Here is an 18,490-nt window from a genome sequence, read left to right as displayed (position 1 = left end):
GTAGCGCTGGTGTATCATGGGGTGCTGACCACATCTTCGGCATGAATCGGTTGTGAGGCCTGCATCACCAAGGCATAAGACAGTTTTGGGAAGGTTTTGAACACCATGACCAGGCCGACCGGCTCATCAGGCAGCTGGATGGTCACAGGTTTTTTCGGATCTGATTCCGGGTCCACCATGCTGGCGCCTTTACGCAGCACGGATAGCACATGACCGCGCTCTACGCCTTGCTCTTCACCGCGGTTAAGCACGACGACGCGGCCATAACCGGTTTCGTTAATGCCTTCACTCACACGTGCAATCTGGCCTTGAATCGGCATGTCTGGCGCATGGGGAATATAGGCCGGATTGAGTTCATCTTCCATCGCAATCAGTTTGTCTTTGACGGCAATTTCCTCTTTGGCCTGAGTCACCGTTAACGTGGCTGGCTGGCCTGGGCGCAGTAATTTTGCTTCGCCCAGGTAGTGTGCCTCGTTGCCGAGTATCTCACCATTTTCAGGATTCTTGACCGGTTCTCCCTCGCGGTAAATCGCCCACACCGACCTGGCAGATTCCGGTAAGCCTTGCACATAAATATGGGTGCCAGGACTCAGGATTTCACGCTCTTCCTGCGCAGCAATAATTCGCGGTGCAGCTTTCAGCTCCTCTGGCGAGATCAGCATGGGTTTGGTCAGGAATGGCAGGATGGTGTTCGGCTGGATCGCTGGAATCGCATCGCCTTTAATGGGGGTGACGATGACACCGGGTTCCAGTGTCACTGATTCACGTACCAGTTTTAACACCGGTTTGCCGCTGCTGGTGTCGAGTACAATCACGTCGCCGGGGTAAATCCAGTGCGGGTTTTTGATGTGTTCACGGTTAAGTTGCCAGATTTGTGGCCATTGCCAGGGGTTCTTGAGGAACTTGGCTGAAATGTCCCACAGGGTGTCGCCTTTGGCCACGACATGGCGATCGGGATGTTGCGGGCGCAAAGGAATTTCTTCAGCACGCACCAACAAGCTGCTACAAGCCAGCGCAAGCAAGGTTATAATTTGAACAATTTTGGTCATGTGGCGTCTCTGTAATATGCAGCACAAAGGGATGGGCAGCACCAACGGTGCGCAGCATCTGCGCAATGTCGACCAATCTAGCATGGGTTTAAAGTTCTTATCAAGGTGAAAAAGCGGGCGTTTTACCCCGTTTTCCCACAAACTATTGAATGGAAAGATTTGTAGAGCATGGCACTACTTCCAATTTTGCAATATCCTGACCCGCGCTTGCACACCGTGGCCAAGCCGGTGCAAGTGTTTGATGCCGCGTTGCAGCAGCTGGTAAGCGATATGGCCGAGACGATGTATGATGCGCCCGGCATAGGTTTGGCTGCGACACAGGTTGATCAACACATTCAATTGATTGTGATTGATTTAAGCAAAGACAAAGATGATTTGCTGGTGCTGATTAATCCGAAAATCATTGCCCAGTCTGGCAGCCAGGATTATGAAGAAGGCTGCTTGTCTGTGCCCGGCGTGTATGAGAATGTCACACGCGCCGAGTTCATCACGGTAGAAGCGCAAGATGCGCAAGGCAAGACATACCGCTTGGATGCCGATGGCCTGCTCAGTGTCTGTATCCAGCATGAGATGGATCACCTCAAGGGCAAGGTATTTGTCGAGTACCTGTCAACGCTCAAACGTAACCGCATCCGCAGCAAAATGGTCAAGCACGCGCGCGAAATCGAACGTAATAGTTATTAATTAGGGATTTGCATGCGAATTATTTATGCCGGAACCCCGGAGTTTGCCGTGCCTGCTTTGCAGGGGTTAATGGATGCCGGTCATGATATCGTCATGGTGCTCACACAACCAGACCGTCCAGCCGGGCGGGGCATGCAATTGAAAGCTAGCCCGGTCAAACAGCTGGCCTTGCAACATGGCTTGCGCGTGTTTCAACCAGAAAGCCTCAAACCTGCTGACGTGCAGGCGGAGGTTGCGGCGGTCAATGCCGATGTCATGATTGTGGCTGCTTATGGTCTGATTATCCCCACTGCGGTACTGAATATCCCTCAACGTGGCTGTTACAACATCCATGGCTCACTGCTGCCACGCTGGCGCGGCGCGGCGCCTATCCATAGAGCCATTCTGGCTGGCGATGCCGAGACTGGCGTGACGATTATGGAGGTAGTGCCCAAGCTGGATGCTGGCAATATGATTAGCAAGTGGGCGGTCGCTATTACCGAGGCGGATACGACCCAAAGCCTGCATGATGCCATCAGCCGGGAAGGTGCACGTTTGATGGTTGAAGCCATGCATACACTGCAAAGCACGGGTCAATTAGCCGCTGAAGTGCAGGATGAATCCCTGGTGACCTATGCCCACAAGCTGGAGAAATCCGAATCTGCCATCGACTGGAATCAGCCTGCCCAACAGCTCTCACGACAGGTACGGGCGTTTAACCCGTTCCCGGTCGCCACGGCCAAGTTTAACGAACAAGTCTGCAAACTGTGGTTTGCTCAAGTGGCAGTCGGCAACGGCCAGCCAGGCGTAGTGCTGGAAACACAGCCATTGCGCGTGGCTTGTGGTGATGGCGCATTAGAGATCCATGAGTTGCAAATGCCGGGTGGCAAGCGGCAAACGGCACAGCAGTTTGTGCAGGGGCAGCATGTGCAGGTCGGTGACCGGTTTTTCTAAGCGGTGTTTTAACACCGGGCATTGAAAAACGCTTGCCATCCCCGCATATTAGGGGAGTGGTATTAAATGTATTCAAGGAGTAAGTATGTTAGGTAACTGGACCAAAACCTTTGTGCTAATGGCCGCCATTACGGCTCTGTTTGTAGCCGTGGGCGGGGCTTTGGGTGGTCAGGGCGGGATGTTGCTGGCCTTATTGCTGGCCGGCGGCATGAACTTTTATGCCTATTGGTTCAGTGACCAGGCCGTACTGAAAATGTACGGTGCGGTAGAGATCAATGCTGACAATAATTTTGGCAATGGCCAATTCCGCAATTATTTCAATATGGTGAAAGAACTGGCGGAACGTGCTGAGTTGCCAATGCCGCGCGTGTTTGTGATTAATGAAAGCCAGCCTAACGCCTTTGCCACCGGTCGTAATCCGGAAAATGCAGCGGTGGCAGCGACCACTGGCATTATGCAGATTTTAAGTGAGCGCGAGTTGCGCGGTGTGATGGCGCATGAGCTGGCGCACGTGAAAAACCGCGATACCTTGATTTCGACCATTTCAGCGACAGTAGCCGGGGCAATTTCATCGATTGCGCAATTTGGCCTGATGTTTGGTGGCGGCCATCGTGAGGGCGAAGACCGGCCTAATCCGCTGATCGGTATTTTGATCATGGTATTGGCACCATTGGCAGCCTCGCTGATTCAAATGGCGATTTCACGCTCACGTGAATACGAAGCGGATCGTATGGGGGCGGATATCAGCCGTGACCCGAAAGCCCTGGCAGCTGCGCTGGAAAAAATCCATAACTACGCGCACCAGATTCCGAACATGACGGCGGAGCAACATCCTGAAACCGGGCAGATGATGATTATCAACCCCTTGTCTGGTGCTGACCTGGCTGGCCTATTCAGTACCCACCCACAAACGGAAGAGCGTATCCGCCGTTTGATGGCATTGGCGAACCAGTATTAGCCGCTGATGTTTTTACTTGAAAAAGGCTTTCTGATGAAAGCCTTTTTTATTGCGCGTGTTTTTCACTGTGCAATCGAGGCGCATCAAGTAGAATAGCTTTTTTTGCCCAGAGATTATCGTTGCAAGTTGCTCAGCTCATTGCCGCATATGCGGTGGCCGAAGTGTTGGCCGGACATAACCTGACTGTTTCCATGCCCAAGGCATTGCGCAAGGTCAAATTGGCGACGCCGCAACAACAGGCCGCTGCGCAGGATTACAGTTATCTGACGTTACGTTTTTATGCCGAAGCTGCAGCGTATCTCAACGCACTGACGCCCAAACCAGTGACGGATGAGCGTGTTAACGCGTTGTTGCTGGTGGCGTTGTCGCAGCTATTACATAGTACAGATGATGACTTTACCGTGGTCAACCAGGCGGTAGAGGCGGCCGGTAAAACCGGGCAGCGTTGGGCCAAAGGTCTGGTCAACGCCGTGTTGCGCAACTTTTTGCGCCAGCGTGCGGATTTGCAAGCTCACATCGTCAAGCGTGAAGAAGTGCAATTTAACTATCCGCAATGGTGGATAGATACCCTGAAACAGCAATATCCGCAGGATTGGCAAACGATACTCGAAGTGGGTAATAGCCATCCACCCATGACTTTGCGCGTGAATGTGCGCAAGACCGACCCTGCGACTTATATGCAGTTGTTGCAAACAGCGGGGATAGCCGCTCATCATTTGGGTGGTACCGCTATTCAGCTACAGCAGCCCTTGCCGGTGAGCAAACTGCCGTTTTTTGAAGAGGGCTGGGTCAGTGTGCAGGATGCAGGTGCGCAATGGGCTGCGCCTTTGCTGGATTTGCAACCTGGCATGCGTGTGCTGGATGCCTGTAGTGCGCCCGGTGGCAAGACTTGCCACGTGCTGGAAACCAGTGACGTTGAGTTATTGTCACTGGATGTCGAAGCTGAACGTTTACGTCGCGTGCACGAGAACTTGCAGCGATTGGGCTTGCAGGCCAAAGTGGTGACAGGCGATGCTGCCCAGTCAGGCTGGTTTGATGGCCAGTTGTTTGACCGTATTCTGGCGGATGTGCCTTGTAGTGCTTCTGGCATTGTGCGCCGCCATGTGGATATGAAGTGGTTGCGCCGGCCTCAGGATCTGGCAACATTTGCCCGTACGCAACAGGAAATTTTATCGAATTTGTGGCAAATGCTGGCAAAAGGCGGTAAATTGCTCTACGTGACGTGCTCGATATTCCAACAAGAAAACGAAATGCAAATTCAGCAATTTTTAACCACACACACCGATGCGACAAGGTTGCCGGTCGCCTTTGATGTGTCGACATTACCTTGTCAGCATCAGGTTGGTGGTCAGTTATTGCCCACCGCTGAGCATGACGGATTGTTTTATGCACTCCTGCAAAAACATTAGTCGCTGGTTATGGATCGCGCTATTGCTGAGCCTGACCGCCTGGGTGGCGGTCGCTGGTGGTAATCACGCGCATATCCGTAGTGCAGAGCTGGTGTTGCGGGATGAAGTGTGGACACTGGATGCGGACATTGATATCCAGTTTGGCCGTGCGCTAGAAGAGGCGCTGAGTAAAGGCGTCGCACTGACTTTTTTATATGAGTTCCAGATTATCAAACCCCTCAAATACTGGTTTGACGACGAGGTGGTCACTGAGCGCCGCTCCGTGACGCTGAATTATCATGCGCTCACCAAACAATACCTGCTCAACTATCCGCAACAGCAAAAAGTGTTTGATAGCCTGGGTGAGGCCAGACGTGAGCTGGGCCTGATCCATGACTGGCGCCTCGTGCCGCATGCCACGCTTGAAAAGAATCAGCCCTACCAGGCCGCGCTCAAGATGCACCTGGATACCAGCAAACTGCCTAAAGCATTGCAACTGGATGCCCTGGGCGAAAGTGACTGGGAGCTGGTAACCCCCACGTTTAGCTGGTGGGTGAAGGAAACACTGCGCTAACGTTATGCGTTATGTCCTGATTTTGTCGATTGCGCTGGCAGCAGCCCTGCTTTATCTGCTGTCGCTGGCCAGTGCCAATACCGCTATCAGCGGTGATTACTACCTGGTGTTACTCTATATCAATGCTGGTCTGGCTTTGTTATTGCTGGGTGTGATTGCTTACCAGCTACGCCATCTTTACCGCACTACCAAAACCAAACAGGTCGGCAGCAAACTCAACTTCAGGTTGTTAGTGACCTTTGCGCTGATGGCGCTCATCCCCGGCATGATCGTCTACCTGGTATCGGTAAACTTTCTTTCACGTTCGATTGAGTCCTGGTTTAACGTTAAGGTGGAGTCTGCACTGGATGGCGGCCTGAATTTGGGCCAGCGGGCACTGGATATCATGTTGGGGGATGTGAAAGAAAAAGCGCAAAGCATGGCGGTGTCTCTATCGCTGCAGCCTGCGCGCTCCCATTACAGCCAGATCAATGATTTGCGGGAGAAAGCAGGCATCCAGGATGCCGCTTTACTCAGTGCACAAGGCGCCATTCTGGCCGTGAGCAGTTCTGATCCCAGCAGCTTCTTACCTGAGCTGCCTTCGGTGCCGCAGTTACGCCAGGCTCGGAGTGGCGTCTACGGAAAAATTGAGCCCATCCCAGGCAAAGGCCTGTATATGCGGGTGCTGACGCCAGTGGAGCCTTTGGGAATTACTGGCGAACTGCGTATTTTGCAATTGATGCAACCTGTACCAAAAGCACTCTCGAACACTGCAGAATCGGTACAGGACGTCTATCGCGAGTACCAAACCCTGTCTTATAGCCGTCAGTCTTTGAAAGATATTTTCATGCTGACGCTGACCATGATTCTGTTGCTATCCATGCTGGGCGCCTTGACCATCGCGTTTGCCCTCAGCCGTCGCATGGCGCAACCGCTCACCGTACTGGCGGAGGGGACGCGCCTGATTGCCAGCGGTGATTACTCACAACAACTGCCTTCGTTTGGTAAAGACGAGCTCAGTGTGCTGGTGAAGTCGTTTAATAGCATGACGCGGCAGTTGCAGGAAGCGAAAAATGCCTCCGAGCAAAGCCGCCAGCACGTAGAGTCGGCACGTGCCTATCTGGAGGCGATTCTGTCGCATTTGAGCTCAGGCGTGATGACCATTAATGAGCGTGCAGAACTACGCGTGTATAACCTGGCGGCCACCAATATCCTGGGTATTTCGCTGGTCGGGTTTAAAAACAAGATTTTTACCGAAGTGGCTGCTGAAAACAGCTATCTCAGCCCGTTCACCGAGCTGGTGATGCAGCACTACGAAGATACCTTGCAGTTTGACCATCATGAGCGGCACCTGACCAGCCAAATTGACATTGAAGGCGTGCATGGTACGCAGATACTGATGTTACGGGTGACGCGCTTGCCGGAAGGTGCAGGGCACGGTCTGGTGGTGGTGTTTGATGATGTGACCGCCATGGCGCAGGCGCAGCGTGATGCAGCCTGGGCGGAAGTGGCCAGGCGCTTGGCGCACGAGATTAAAAACCCGCTGACACCGATACAACTCTCGGCCGAGCGTTTGCAGCTGAAATTGCAAGACAAGCTGGATAGCAAAGATGCAGAAATGCTGTTTAAGTCGACCGATACCATCGTCAACCAGGTGCAGGCCATGAAGAACATGGTCAACGAGTTTAGTGAATACGCCAGAACGCCGGCAGTGCAGTTGGTTAAACTGGATTTAAATGCTTTAATTCGTGATGTCAGCCGCCTGTATAACGCTTCGGCAGTCAAGTTGGTATTGACGTTGCATGAGCAACTGCCAGAGATACATGCCGATGCGACTATGATGCGGCAAATTTTGCATAACCTGCTGCAAAATGCACAGGATGCCCTGACACAAGTGAGTGAACCGCACATTGTTATCTTGACCGATTATGATGGCGAGCGTATAAAATTAACCGTGACCGATAACGGCAGTGGTTTTCCGACCGATGTGATGGCCAGGGTGTTCGAGCCCTATGTCACCACCAAGTCCCACGGGACAGGATTAGGATTAGCCATTGTGAAAAAAATGATAGAAGAGCAGCGTGGACAGATTCGCATAGACAATCTGCCACAAGGGGGCGCCAGCGTCACCATCAGCTTGCCGGTAGATAAACAACAACAGCGTCGGCGCGTTGAGCGCATCGTGTAAGGAAGTACCATGGCTTCACGTAATATTTTGGTGGTCGATGACGAAATAGGCATCAGGGAGTTATTGAGCGACATCTTGCGAGATGAAGGGCATGTCGTGCGCTTGGCAGAGAACGCACAGATTGCGAGGGACGAACGTCTCAAGCTACGCCCGGATCTGGTCTTGCTGGACATCTGGATGCCAGATTGCGACGGTATTAGCCTGCTTAAGGAATGGGCCAATGCCGGATTGCTGACCATGCCGGTCATTATGATGTCCGGCCATGGCACCATTGATACCGCAGTTGAGGCGACGCGCCTCGGGGCATTTGATTTTCTTGAAAAACCCATCGCGTTGCAAAAGCTGCTCAAAACCGTGGGCGCAGCCATTAAACACACCGAGCATCTCGCGCACACTGAAATCAACCTGTCCAGCTTTGGCAAAAGCGCGGTGATTCAGGAGCTCAAGCAGCGTCTTGAGCAACTGGCACGGCATAAAAATACCTTGTTCCTGATTGGTAAAAAAGGCGGTAGTGTGCCTTTATGTGCCAAGTTCCTGCGCCCGCACAACACGCCGTGGGTGGCGCTCACCGAGTATGAGAAGTTAGTCACTGCGCCGATGGAAATCCTGGAGCAGGCACGCGAAGGTGTGGTGTTTGTCGATGAAGTCACCAGGCTGGGCAAAACTGAACAAAAAGGCCTGAGCTTACTGATTAATAAGTCTGAGAAATATGGCGTACGCGTGATTTGTGCCAGTGAGCATGGTTTGCCGCAACTGATTGAAAAAGCCATGCTGGAGCAGTCTTTATTGCAAACCCTGGCCGGTGCTGCGGTGAAAGTGCCATGTCTGGATGAACACAAGGAAGATATTCCTGACCTGGTGAGTGCCATGGCGACCTTGATGGTGGAAGCCAGCAAGATTGACTATAAATCGTTTGATGTCGCGGCCCTGAATGCCTTGCGCAATGCTGACTGGCCGGGTGACCTGGATGAGCTGGAGTCTGTGGTGCAGAACCTGTTGATGACCAGCCTGGCCGATACCATCACACAAACCGATGTGCAGCGTGTGCTGGCCAATTTTCAGGGTCAGGCTAGTGAGTCCGCCGAGCAGCATATGCCGCTCAATCTTGATCAGCCCTTGCGTGAAGCACGTGATGAGTTCGAGCGTTTTTACTTTCAGTACCACATGCGTCTGGTGAAAAATAATATGAGCCGTTTGTCTGAAATATCCGGCCTGGAGCGTACACATTTATATCGTAAACTCAAGCAGCTGGGGATTAAAATCAAAGGCTAGCCTGATTTGCAAGCAAACAAAAAGCCGGTGCAATTGCCCGGCTTTTTTGCTATCTATGTGGCAGATTATTTGTTACGGTTATCCAGGCTGCAAGCCGTTTCAGGGTAAATGCTCAGCAGCCACATGCCACCGGCAATGCCCATATAGGCGAAGAAGGCGTCCAGTGAAGCCTGGGCCAGAATCACGGCCATGAACGCGGCCAGCACGCCCAGTACACGCGCTGACAAACGGGTCTTAAAGCCGATGATCAATAACAGGCCAAACACAAATTGAATTAGGATCAGCAAGGGGGCGAACACCGCTGGCAACCCAAACTGGCCCAGGGTCATCTGATATTGCAGGTAGCCATCAGGTGTATTCAGAATAGCCATCAACTTTAAAATCACCACCCCAAAAAATACCAGCCCCAGCAAAATTCTGGCCGCTGCGGTTTGAAAACGACACATAGCTTTTCCTCAAATCCTGTTTTTAATAAAGGACGTATGATGCCTGCGGCTAACTACAATTGCAATACAGGTACAATTGCGATATTTGATCCGGAGTGGCGATGGCCGTGCAACGTATTCAGCTCAGTATCCATCGACTGGATATACATCATCCCTTGTGGGCGCAATGCCGACATATCCGGCAGATGGTATTCATAGATGAGCAACACGTGCCGGTGGACTTGGAATGGGATGCCGCTGATGCAACTGCGATTCATTTGCTGGCATGCCAGGGTGATCAATCCTTGGCATGTGCCCGAGTCTTGCCTGACGGGCATATTGGCCGCATGGCCGTGCTCGCAGCGTGGCGTGGAAAAGGTGTAGGGGAGGCCTTGTTGCTGCAGGCCATACAGGTTTGCCAGCAGTTGGAAGTCAGTCATGCTCGACTGTCGGCACAAATGCATGCAGTCGGTTTTTATCAGCAAGTGGGCTTTGAGGTGTGCAGTGAGCCTTACAGTGATGCCGATATATTGCATATAGATATGCAACTTGAACTGGTATAATTACGGCTTAAGTTTTTCTCCAACTTGCAGACATAAAAGGAATTCTCATGTCAAAAATCGTATTTAAAGCCGGTGAAGCGACCGTGTTTTCTGAAGGTAAAGACGTTACTGCCGCCATGCCGGAAATCTTGATCGGTTCTGTCGATGGCCCAGTGGGCGCTGCATTTGCCAACATGATGGCGCAGACCAAAGGTCACACGGCCATGTTCGCTGTGCGTGATATTAACCAGATGGTACGCCCAGCGACCATGATGGTGCCAAAAGTAACTTTGAAAGACTCACTGAACATTGAATTGTTCGGCGGCGTGGTGCAAGCAGGTGTAGCTGATGGCATTACGGATGCCGTGATCGAGGGTATTATCCCTAAAGAGCTGGTGAACGATCTGTGCATCGTGGCATTGCTGTGGGTGGATCCGGGCTGTGCCAAAGAAGCGAACCTGGACAAGGCTGATCTGTACAAAAACAACTACGAAGCGATCAAGCTGGCATTGAAGCGTGCTTTGAACGACGAGCCTAGTATTGATGAACTGATTGCTAACCGTCACAAAATCAGACACTGTATGTGGGAAGACAGCTGGGATCAAAAGTAATCCTGCTTTTTTCTGCCTAACCCCGCAATTGCGGGGTTTTTGTTATGTGGACTTAAAACAATGAAGTATTTAATTAAACGGTATCTGGCGGTGGTATATGAAGCGCTATTGCTGTTGGCGTTAGCGCTGGCACTGACAGCCGCCTATGTCATGTTGCTGGGGGACGCCAGTCATGGCTGGAAAAGGCTGGGCTTACAGGCCTTGCTGTGGTTGGTGATGGGGGCTTATTTTGTGCGTTGCTGGGTGGTAACCGGACAAACCCTGGCTAGTCAGACCTGGAAGTTGAAGGTGGTTGATCAGCACGGGCAGTTGCTCGATGTGCAGCAAGCGGTGATGCGTTATGTGTTGGCCGGCGTGTTGCTATTACCTGCCGGGTTGACCTTGTGGTGGGCATTGCTGGACCGCGAACAACAGTTTTTGCATGACCGCCTGTTAGGCTCACGTATTATTGTATTGCCGCCGGTTTAGGCCTTGGTATTATCGTCGCTCAACGTAGTAAAGCATGCCGAGCCCAGCCGCTAAAAAGAGCAGCGTGGGACTGATGGCGCTGACCAGTGGTGACCAGTCGTTGAGCACGCCAAGATGCACAAACACGCGGTTCATGATCTGATAGACCACACCCAGGAATATGCCAGCAAAGATTTTGGCACTGATGCCACCAGCCCGCTGCTGCAAAAAGCCAAATGGCAGTGCCAGCACGACCATGACCAGGCAGGCCAATGGATACACCAGTTTGGACCAGAGTGCGACCTGGTAGCGGGTGCTACGTTGCCCGTTTTGATGCAGGTATTGGATAAAGCTGTACAGGTTCCAGGCCGACATTTTCTCTGGCAGCACGAGCAGTACATTGAGTAACTCTGGCCGGATCAGCGACTCCCATTTCGTCTGCTTGAAAAACTGCGAGGTGACGGAATTGTTTTGTGCCGATTTGCTGGTGTGCATTTTGGTTTGTGTCACATTCGACAGCACCCAGTGATCATCTTCAAAGTAGCCTTTGTCGGCGTGGCTGATATTACGCAAGCGGAATTGTGCGTCAAAATCATAAATACGAATATCCACCAGGCTGGTGTCAGGCATGACAGTGGCAACATTGACAAAACTGCTGCCATCCTTGATCCATAAACCGGACTGGAAATCCTGCGCCACCACCGAGTCGGTGGCCTGGATACGGATGCGTTGCGCCATTTTTTCGCTGATTGGCGCAATGATTTCACCAATCAAAAAAGTGATGAGTGCAAATACCAGCCCAATGCTTAAGAGCATTTTGGCAATCATTTGCAAAGAAATGCCACTGGTACGCATCACGATCAGTTCTGAACTCGAGGCCATGGCACCCAGGGTATAGACTATCCCTAAGAGCACAGCCACGGGCGCGACTTCATAAATGTGCCCGGGGATGCTCAGGCCGACATAAATCAGCATGCTGTTAATGCCGTAGTGCCCACGGCCAAGGCTATCAAGCTCTTGCAGCAGGTCAAAGAAAGAGAACATGGCGAGCAAACCCAGCAACACCAGCATGATGTTGAAGCTGATTTCTTTCCAGAAGTAACGATTGAGGATAGTCAGCGTCATGTTGTTGCGCGTTTGGCCCGGCGTTTAAACCAGTCAGGAATTAATGGCTTGAGGTGCTTGCGGCGATAGTAGAGATACCAGCCAAGCAGGGCGAAGCTGAAGTGCACAGGCCACAAACCGATGAGAACGGAGATTTTCCCCTGGGTGATCCAGGCCTGGAAGATACTCAGCATATTGTTGTAGATAATGAATATCAGGATGGCAAACATGATATTCAGCGAGCGCCCGGCGCGTGGGTCGACAAAGCTGAGCGGGATAGCCAGCAATACCATGACAATGGTTGAAATGGGCATCGCCAGCCGCCAGTGCAGTTCTGCATGGTCAGCTGCAGTCGCACCGCTAATCAGCGATTGGGTGGACCTGGTTTGCGCTGTGCTGGATGACGGTGCGGTTTCCTTGGTTTCTACACGGATGTCGTAGCGCTCAAACTCGGTAGTCATTACCTCTAGCGTATTGGGCGTAATTTCGTAACGCCTGCCGTGCTCCATGCGTAAGAAATTATCACCATTGGGCGCCTTATAGCGACTGCCACTATTGGCCGTGATAATGCCGGTTTTGCCATTTTGCTTGGATTGTACAAAGATGTTTTTGACCTCGTAGCCCAGCTTATCGAAGCTCTCGATAAAATAGATGCGTTCGCCATTGTTGGACTCTTTGAAGCTGCCTGGACTGATCGAAGATAACTCGTCCCGTTTTTTTAGCTGTGCACGATAGCTGTCTGCTTTATCGTTGGCCCAGGGGACAATCACCAGGCTAAACGCGCTGATGATCAGCACCAGGGGGGCAATGAAACGCAAAATTGGCAGTACCCATTGACGCAAACTCAGCCCGGCGTTCATCCAGATCACCATTTCAGAGTCACGGTGCCAACGTGTCAGGGTCAGCAGTGCGGCCAAGAAAATGGCGAGCGACAGCATCATGGGCATAAATTGCACCAGGCTAAAGGTCAGGATAGTGCCGATGGCATCATTGGGTAAAATGCCCCTGGAAACCTGGCGCACGATGTTACCGGCGCGTTGCGCCACGACAATACCCAGGATAATCAGGAAAATGGCAGACGCTGAGGACATCAGCTCTGCGGACAATGCACGTTTGAATATTTTCAATTTAAATGCACCGCTTTGAAATCAGCATAAAACACTAGATAATACAACCATTACTCAGGCAAATTGCATGGAATCACAAAGGATAAAGATGGAATTTAGCATAAAAAGCGCTGCCCCGGAAAAATTGCGTACGGATTGTTTGCTGGTCGGCATTTATGAAGGTCGAAAACTGACGGATTTGGCTAAAGCGCTGGATACGGTGAGCGAAAAGGCCATTGCAACCGCACTGAAATCCGGCGATATGGAAGGTAAAACCGGTAGCACCCTGTTATTGCGTCAGCTTTCTGGCGTGGAGGCACCGAGAGTCATGCTGGTCGGCTTGGGTAAGGCGGACGATGCGAGTCTGAAAGGCTTGCGTAACAGCTTCCGTGCAGCAGTGAAAGCATTGCCTGCTGGCGTCGAGAGTGTGGCGACAGATTTTGCCAGCCTGAGTATCAAAAAAATAACCGTGCAGCAAAAAGCGGCTGCTTTGGCAGAAGTTGTGTTGGATGCCACTTATAAAGTAAATGCGGTGAAAGAGAAGTCTGTTGAGCCGCATCCACTTAAACACGTGATCTTACTGGCGGAAAAAGCTGATCAGGCGTCCGTCGAAGCGGGTGTCAGCCAGGGGCATAGTTTGGGACAAGGCGTGGCATTGGCCAAAGACCTGGGCAATTTGCCGCCGAATATCTGCACGCCGAGCTATCTGGGCAAGCAGGCTGAGAAACTGGCCAAAGAATATGGCTTTAAAGTAGAGGTGCTGGATCAGGCCGCGATTGAAAAGCTCAATATGGGTTCTTTCCTGGGCGTGACCCGAGGCAGTGAAGAGCCGCCACGCTTTATTGTGTTGCAGCATCTGCATGGCAAGAAATCGCAAAAACCAGTGGTGCTGGTAGGCAAGGGCATTACGTTTGATACCGGTGGCATTTCACTGAAGCCGGGTGCTGACATGGATGAAATGAAGTATGACATGTGCGGTGCTGCTTCTGTGCTGGGTGTGTTTAAGGCCTTGGGCGAGTTGAAGCTGCCACTGAATGTGGTGGGCTTGATTCCGACTTGTGAAAACATGCCGAGTGGCCGGGCGACTAAGCCAGGGGATGTATTAACCAGTATGTCTGGCCAGACCATTGAAGTGCTGAATACCGATGCAGAAGGCCGTTTGATTTTGTGTGACGCGCTGACTTACGCCGAGCGTTTTGAGCCAGCGGCAGTGATTGATATTGCCACCTTGACCGGTGCCTGCGTCATTGCGTTGGGGCACCATGTCAGTGGTTTGTTTGCCAATAATGACGCCTTAGCCAAAGCCTTGCTGGCTGCTGGCGAGCAAGCAAATGACCGCGCCTGGCAAATGCCATTATGGGACGATTACCAAGGTCAGCTGGACAGCAATTTTGCCGATATCGCCAACATTGGTGGTCGTGCTGGGGGCAGTATTACTGCCGCTTGCTTCTTGTCACGCTTTGCCAAGAAATATGACTGGGCGCACCTGGATATCGCAGGCACGGCCTGGAAATCTGGCAAAGAAAAAGGTGGCACGGGCCGTCCAGTGCCATTGCTAGTGACTTATTTGCTGGAACAAGCCGCCAAATAAGCGCGTCATGACCAAAATTCGTTTTTACACTGATGTCACTGACCCGCCAGCGTTGATACAGCATCTGGTGAGTCAGGCATTGTCACGACAACGTCGTGTGACCATTTATGTGCCAGACCGTGAACAGGCACAAAGGCTGGGTGATCAGCTGTGGCAGCAAGGAGCGGACAGCTTTTTGCCAAATGCATTGGCTGATGCCGAGAATGCCGCGCTGACGCCAGTGCAATTGGCCTGGCAGCCGGAGCAGATTCGTCAGGATGATTTGCTGTTTAATTGCCAGGCAGAGTTGCCTAAATTTTTCAGTCGCTTTCGGCATGTGTTCGAGTTGATCAGTACCGAAGAGGCTGACAAAATTGCCGGGCGGCAACGTTGGGCATTTTATCGTGACCGTGGTTACGAGATTCAGCACATGAATAAGCAAACGCAATAACAAGCCTTGCAAAGGGGATGGTGTGGATATTTCAGAAATTCCGGTATTAACCAAAGTCGTTCAGAAAACGGCGGCACCGGCTATCGAGATGGATGAATTGGTTGCGCAGCTTAAACAGGCGTTGTTGCCGGAAATCACCCAACTGGTGACGGCACAACTGGCTGACAAGAGCACGGATACTTTTGCTGCCGGGCAGCAGTCTCTTGCCGATTATGCCAACACACTGCAACAAGAGGTGCTGGCGAAGGCACAATCGCAGGTCGGTGATAGCATTCAGGCGATAGAACAAGCCTTCCGTGAGGCGATGGGCAATGTCAGCAAGCAGCAGTTGCAGGCATTTGAAGAGCAAGTGACGCAATTGACTGAAACGCAGCAAACGCAGATACAGTCGAGTGAGCAATCGTTTCAGGCCACACTGGAAAGCAATCTCCAACAACAATTGCAAGCGGTCGAGGAAAAGCTGTCGCAGTTAGGGCAAACCCAGCAGCAATTGCTGGCGGCCACCGAACAAACCGTGCGTGACACGGTGGATAAAGCCAGTCAGCAATGGTTGGGTCAGACGCTGTCCCCGCTGGTAGATGCGCAGCAGGCGCAAATGGAGAGTCGCCTGCAATCCTTGCGTGAACAACTCGAACAAGGCCTGGTCGAGCATTTGCAACAATTGCAAGAAACGAATAAACAAACCTTGTCTGATAGCCAGGCATCGGCTGCCACCACGCTGGTTGCAGACTACAAGCAGTCGCTGCAAGAGGCGTTTACCGAGTTGAATGCAGCCCAAATGGCTGAGTTTAAACAGGGTATGCAAACTGAGCTTGCTGCATCAGAGCCGGTTTTGCAGGAGAAAGTAGCTGCACTGGTCGCAACGGCGGTGGCGACACAACTGCAGGAAATGGAGGCTGAAATGAACAAACGCCTCAAGTCACGTATTCTGGAAGTATTACAGGGCATCAAGTTTGTGATGCCCACGATTTAACTTATGCGTTGGTCAGTGTCAACATGACCGGTGTATGATCGCTGGGGCGCTCCAGTTTACGCGGTGCCTTGTCTATCACACAGCTCTGGCACAGGGCTTGTAAGGCATCACTGACCAGAATATGGTCTATGCGCATGCCCATGTTGCGGCGGAAGGCGGCCATCCGGTAATCCCACCAGCTAAATTGCCCGGCTTCGTCGTTAAACAGGCGAAAGCTATCGTGTAATCCCAGCGCTAATAACTGCTGAAACGCGTCCCGTTCTGGCTGGCTCACCAGCACTTGCCCTTCCCAGGCAACCGGGTCATGGCAATCTCTATCATCCGGTGCAATATTGTAATCCCCCAACAAGGCGAGTTTTTCGTGTTGCTTTAACTCATCCGTGACCCAGTTCTGCAAGGCGGCCAGCCAGTTGAGCTTGTATTGATATTTATCTGAATCCAGCGCCTGGCCATTGACCACATACGCGCAAATCACACGCACACCTTGTATCGTGGCAGCAATAATGCGCTTTTGCTCATCGGCAAAATTTGGCAGGTCAAGGTGCACATCGTTGAGTGGATGCGGGCTGATAATCGCCACGCCATTGTAGGTTTTCTGACCATTATGGACCGCGTTAAACCCGGCTTCTTGCAAGGCGGCATAAGGAAACTTGCTGTCCTCCTGCTTGGTTTCCTGCAGGCACAATACATCCGGCTGGTTGGCGGCCAGCCAGTCCAGCACATGTGGCAAGCGTACAGTCAGTGAGTTGACGTTCCAGGTAGCCAGTTTCAACAATATTCTCCATAAATGATTTGGCGAAAGGCGCTGTATGCGCCTGAGGTTCACACGCATTTTACACGACTCTTTTAACCATGCCGTCAATCACCACACCGTGGCTGATGACCATGTTGATTGCGTGATCTGCCACATATCAGACAAATGGCGTATTTTTCAATCACGTACTCCCCGTTACAGTGACGTTTGCATGATTTGATAGCGGGAGCAAAAAATGAACAGCAGCAAAGGGAACCGCGCAGGTTTCTCCAGAAGTGAGTGGTGGCTGGTGGTGGCTATTGTGCTAGTGGCGATAAGCCTGCGGCCGGGAATTGTTTCCATGGGACCTGCCTTGCCTGCCATCATAGAGACATTTCAATTGAGCCATGCAGTGGCCTCGATGATGACGGCGATTCCTGATCTATTAATGGGGGCGTTGGCTTTACCTACACCGTGGCTGGTGCGCCGGTTTGGCGTTAATAAAGTGTTGATGGTGGCTTTGAGTGTGCTGAGTATTTCAATGTTAGTGCGCGCTTACTCTTGTGGCAGTGTCTTATTATTAGGAGCCACGGTCGGGGTGGGTGCCGGTATTGCGGTGGCAGGCGCCATGTTTGCAGGCATCGTCAAAGCCAGCTTTGCCAATCGAGCAGCGTTAATCATGGGCATTTATGCGACTGCTTTGTCATTGGGTAGCACCTTGTCGGCCGGGCTGACTGGCTGGATATTGCAGTTTGCAGGCTGGCGCCTGGCAACCGGGGTTTGGGCGGCATTCGCGGCCATTGCCATCGTTGCCTGGTGGCTCGTGATTCGAAAATCCGTCACGACGCGGCAGGTAAGTGAGCCATTAGCTATAGAGGCCGTCGCACCACGCTTGCCTTTGCGCACCCCTGTTGCCTGGATGATTGCCTTGTTTTTTGCCTGCGTTAATTTCCTGTTTTACGCCATCCTCACCTGGACTGCAGCCAGGTACCAGGAGGCTGGCATGCCTGCCGCAGAGGCAGGGGCGGTGCTGGCCAGTTTTACCTTTTGCTTCATGCTGGCTAGCCCGGTGGTTGGCATGTATAGCCGCCAACTTGACAGGCGTGGCTGGCTTGCGGGATGCTCGCTGCTATCTACCATTGGGCTGGCAGGCATGGCTACGCCTGGTGCTTGGCCGTGGCTTTGGGTGCCTTTGACCGCGTTTGGCCTCGGCGGAGCATTTACGCTGGCCATGACCTTACCGCTGGATCACACGCATAGTCCGGATGCGGCCAATCGCTGGAATGCGTTCGTATTAACGGTTGGTTATTTGATCGCTGCCTGTGGCCCTTTTATTGTTGGGTATATGCGTGATGTGAGTGGTCACTTCGATAGTGGTTTTCTGTTGCTATGCCTGGTGTCGTGTGTGATGCTATTGCTTTCATTTACTCTCAAGCCCGGTCACGCGTGAGACCACTTATCTTCATCACGCCATCATGCTTTAGCATGGGCCTTTGCTGGGGC

General features: G+C 52.1%; 19 protein-coding genes. 14 read left to right on the top strand and 5 right to left on the bottom strand.

Going from position 1 to position 18,490, the window contains the following annotated elements; all coding sequences use genetic code 11:
• Positions 1–14 precede the first annotated feature (14 nt).
• On the bottom strand, positions 15–1,049 hold the full coding sequence (locus B3355_RS11275) for a LysM peptidoglycan-binding domain-containing protein (protein ID WP_047515174.1): 1,035 nt from the start codon (positions 1,047–1,049) through the stop codon (positions 15–17).
• A gap of 168 nt (positions 1,050–1,217) precedes the next feature.
• On the opposite strand from B3355_RS11275, the gene def reads away from it, so the two are divergent.
• The 7 genes from def (at position 1,218) to B3355_RS11240 (ending at position 9,025) form a co-directional block, all read left to right on the top strand.
• The gene (gene def / locus B3355_RS11270) at positions 1,218–1,733 is read left to right on the top strand and encodes a peptide deformylase (protein WP_292783890.1); all 516 of its coding nucleotides are present in this window, start codon (positions 1,218–1,220) and stop codon (positions 1,731–1,733) included.
• Between the two features lie 12 nt (positions 1,734–1,745).
• The gene (fmt, locus tag B3355_RS11265) at positions 1,746–2,666 is read left to right on the top strand and encodes a methionyl-tRNA formyltransferase (protein ID WP_292783887.1); all 921 of its coding nucleotides are present in this window, start codon (positions 1,746–1,748) and stop codon (positions 2,664–2,666) included.
• Between the two features lie 85 nt (positions 2,667–2,751).
• Entirely contained in the window at positions 2,752–3,624 is an 873-nt protein-coding gene (htpX, locus tag B3355_RS11260) for a zinc metalloprotease HtpX (protein ID WP_292783884.1), read from the top strand.
• A gap of 119 nt (positions 3,625–3,743) precedes the next feature.
• Entirely contained in the window at positions 3,744–5,033 is a 1,290-nt protein-coding gene (gene rsmB / locus B3355_RS11255; protein ID WP_292783881.1) for a 16S rRNA (cytosine(967)-C(5))-methyltransferase RsmB, read from the top strand.
• Positions 5,011–5,586 (top strand): DUF4390 domain-containing protein, encoded by a 576-nt coding sequence (locus B3355_RS11250; protein WP_019881132.1) that lies wholly within the window; start codon positions 5,011–5,013, stop codon positions 5,584–5,586. The genes rsmB and B3355_RS11250 overlap by 23 nt, the downstream gene beginning before the upstream one ends.
• A 4-nt stretch (positions 5,587–5,590) precedes the next feature.
• On the top strand, positions 5,591–7,753 hold the full coding sequence (locus B3355_RS11245; RefSeq protein WP_019881134.1) for a sensor histidine kinase: 2,163 nt from the start codon (positions 5,591–5,593) through the stop codon (positions 7,751–7,753).
• A 9-nt stretch (positions 7,754–7,762) separates the two neighbouring features.
• Positions 7,763–9,025, top strand: a complete 1,263-nt coding sequence (locus B3355_RS11240) for a sigma-54-dependent transcriptional regulator (RefSeq protein ID WP_292783876.1) — start codon at positions 7,763–7,765, stop codon at positions 9,023–9,025.
• Positions 9,026–9,090: 65 nt separating this feature from the next.
• Here the strand turns inward: B3355_RS11240 and B3355_RS11235 are convergent, their stop codons facing one another.
• Complete coding sequence (locus tag B3355_RS11235) at positions 9,091–9,471, bottom strand: DoxX family protein (protein ID WP_292783874.1); 381 nt, start codon at positions 9,469–9,471, stop codon at positions 9,091–9,093.
• A gap of 101 nt (positions 9,472–9,572) precedes the next feature.
• Between B3355_RS11235 and B3355_RS11230 the strand changes: the two genes are divergently transcribed.
• From B3355_RS11230 to B3355_RS11220, 3 genes are read left to right on the top strand one after another with little or no spacing between them, the layout of a single operon-like run.
• The gene (locus B3355_RS11230) at positions 9,573–10,013 is read left to right on the top strand and encodes a GNAT family N-acetyltransferase (protein ID WP_292783871.1); all 441 of its coding nucleotides are present in this window, start codon (positions 9,573–9,575) and stop codon (positions 10,011–10,013) included.
• A gap of 47 nt (positions 10,014–10,060) precedes the next feature.
• Positions 10,061–10,603: a formaldehyde-activating enzyme gene (fae, locus tag B3355_RS11225; protein WP_194740303.1), complete on the top strand. Its 543-nt coding sequence runs from the start codon at positions 10,061–10,063 to the stop codon at positions 10,601–10,603.
• 60 nt (positions 10,604–10,663) lie between these two features.
• Positions 10,664–11,071, top strand: coding sequence for an RDD family protein (locus B3355_RS11220; RefSeq protein WP_292783865.1), 408 nt, complete (start codon positions 10,664–10,666; stop codon positions 11,069–11,071).
• A 9-nt stretch (positions 11,072–11,080) separates the two neighbouring features.
• On the opposite strand, the gene lptG is transcribed toward B3355_RS11220, so the two are convergent.
• The gene (gene lptG, locus B3355_RS11215) at positions 11,081–12,175 is read right to left on the bottom strand and encodes an LPS export ABC transporter permease LptG (protein ID WP_019881140.1); all 1,095 of its coding nucleotides are present in this window, start codon (positions 12,173–12,175) and stop codon (positions 11,081–11,083) included.
• Positions 12,172–13,281, bottom strand: a complete 1,110-nt coding sequence (gene lptF / locus B3355_RS11210; RefSeq protein ID WP_047515147.1) for an LPS export ABC transporter permease LptF — start codon at positions 13,279–13,281, stop codon at positions 12,172–12,174. Before lptF ends, lptG begins: the two co-directional genes overlap by 4 nt.
• An 88-nt stretch (positions 13,282–13,369) precedes the next feature.
• Here lptF and B3355_RS11205 point away from each other — a divergent pair, with 88 nt between their 5' ends.
• The 3 genes from B3355_RS11205 to B3355_RS11195 are packed head-to-tail and all read left to right on the top strand — an operon-like array spanning position 13,370 to position 16,254.
• Positions 13,370–14,851 carry a leucyl aminopeptidase gene (locus B3355_RS11205; protein WP_292783856.1) on the top strand — a complete coding sequence of 494 codons (1,482 nt, stop codon included), beginning with the start codon at positions 13,370–13,372 and terminating at the stop codon, positions 14,849–14,851.
• 7 nt (positions 14,852–14,858) lie between these two features.
• Positions 14,859–15,281 carry a DNA polymerase III subunit chi gene (locus B3355_RS11200; RefSeq protein ID WP_292783853.1) on the top strand — a complete coding sequence of 141 codons (423 nt, stop codon included), beginning with the start codon at positions 14,859–14,861 and terminating at the stop codon, positions 15,279–15,281.
• Positions 15,282–15,303: 22 nt separating this feature from the next.
• Entirely contained in the window at positions 15,304–16,254 is a 951-nt protein-coding gene (locus B3355_RS11195; RefSeq protein ID WP_292783850.1) for a hypothetical protein, read from the top strand.
• A gap of 1 nt (position 16,255) precedes the next feature.
• Here the strand turns inward: B3355_RS11195 and xth are convergent, their stop codons facing one another.
• Positions 16,256–17,026, bottom strand: coding sequence for an exodeoxyribonuclease III (xth, locus tag B3355_RS11190; RefSeq protein ID WP_029512298.1), 771 nt, complete (start codon positions 17,024–17,026; stop codon positions 16,256–16,258).
• Between the two features lie 217 nt (positions 17,027–17,243).
• Between xth and B3355_RS11185 the strand changes: the two genes are divergently transcribed.
• A complete protein-coding gene (locus B3355_RS11185) occupies positions 17,244–18,437 on the top strand; it encodes a CynX/NimT family MFS transporter (protein WP_292783847.1) in 1,194 nt (397 codons plus the stop codon).
• The last annotated feature ends 53 nt before the right edge of the window (positions 18,438–18,490 follow it).

Source organism: Methylophilus sp. UBA6697 (assembly GCF_002454655.1).
In the GTDB taxonomy this organism is placed as follows: domain Bacteria; phylum Pseudomonadota; class Gammaproteobacteria; order Burkholderiales; family Methylophilaceae; genus Methylophilus.
The sequence above is the reverse complement of the archived record's forward strand: the minus strand, read 5'-3'. Positions and strand labels throughout refer to the sequence as shown.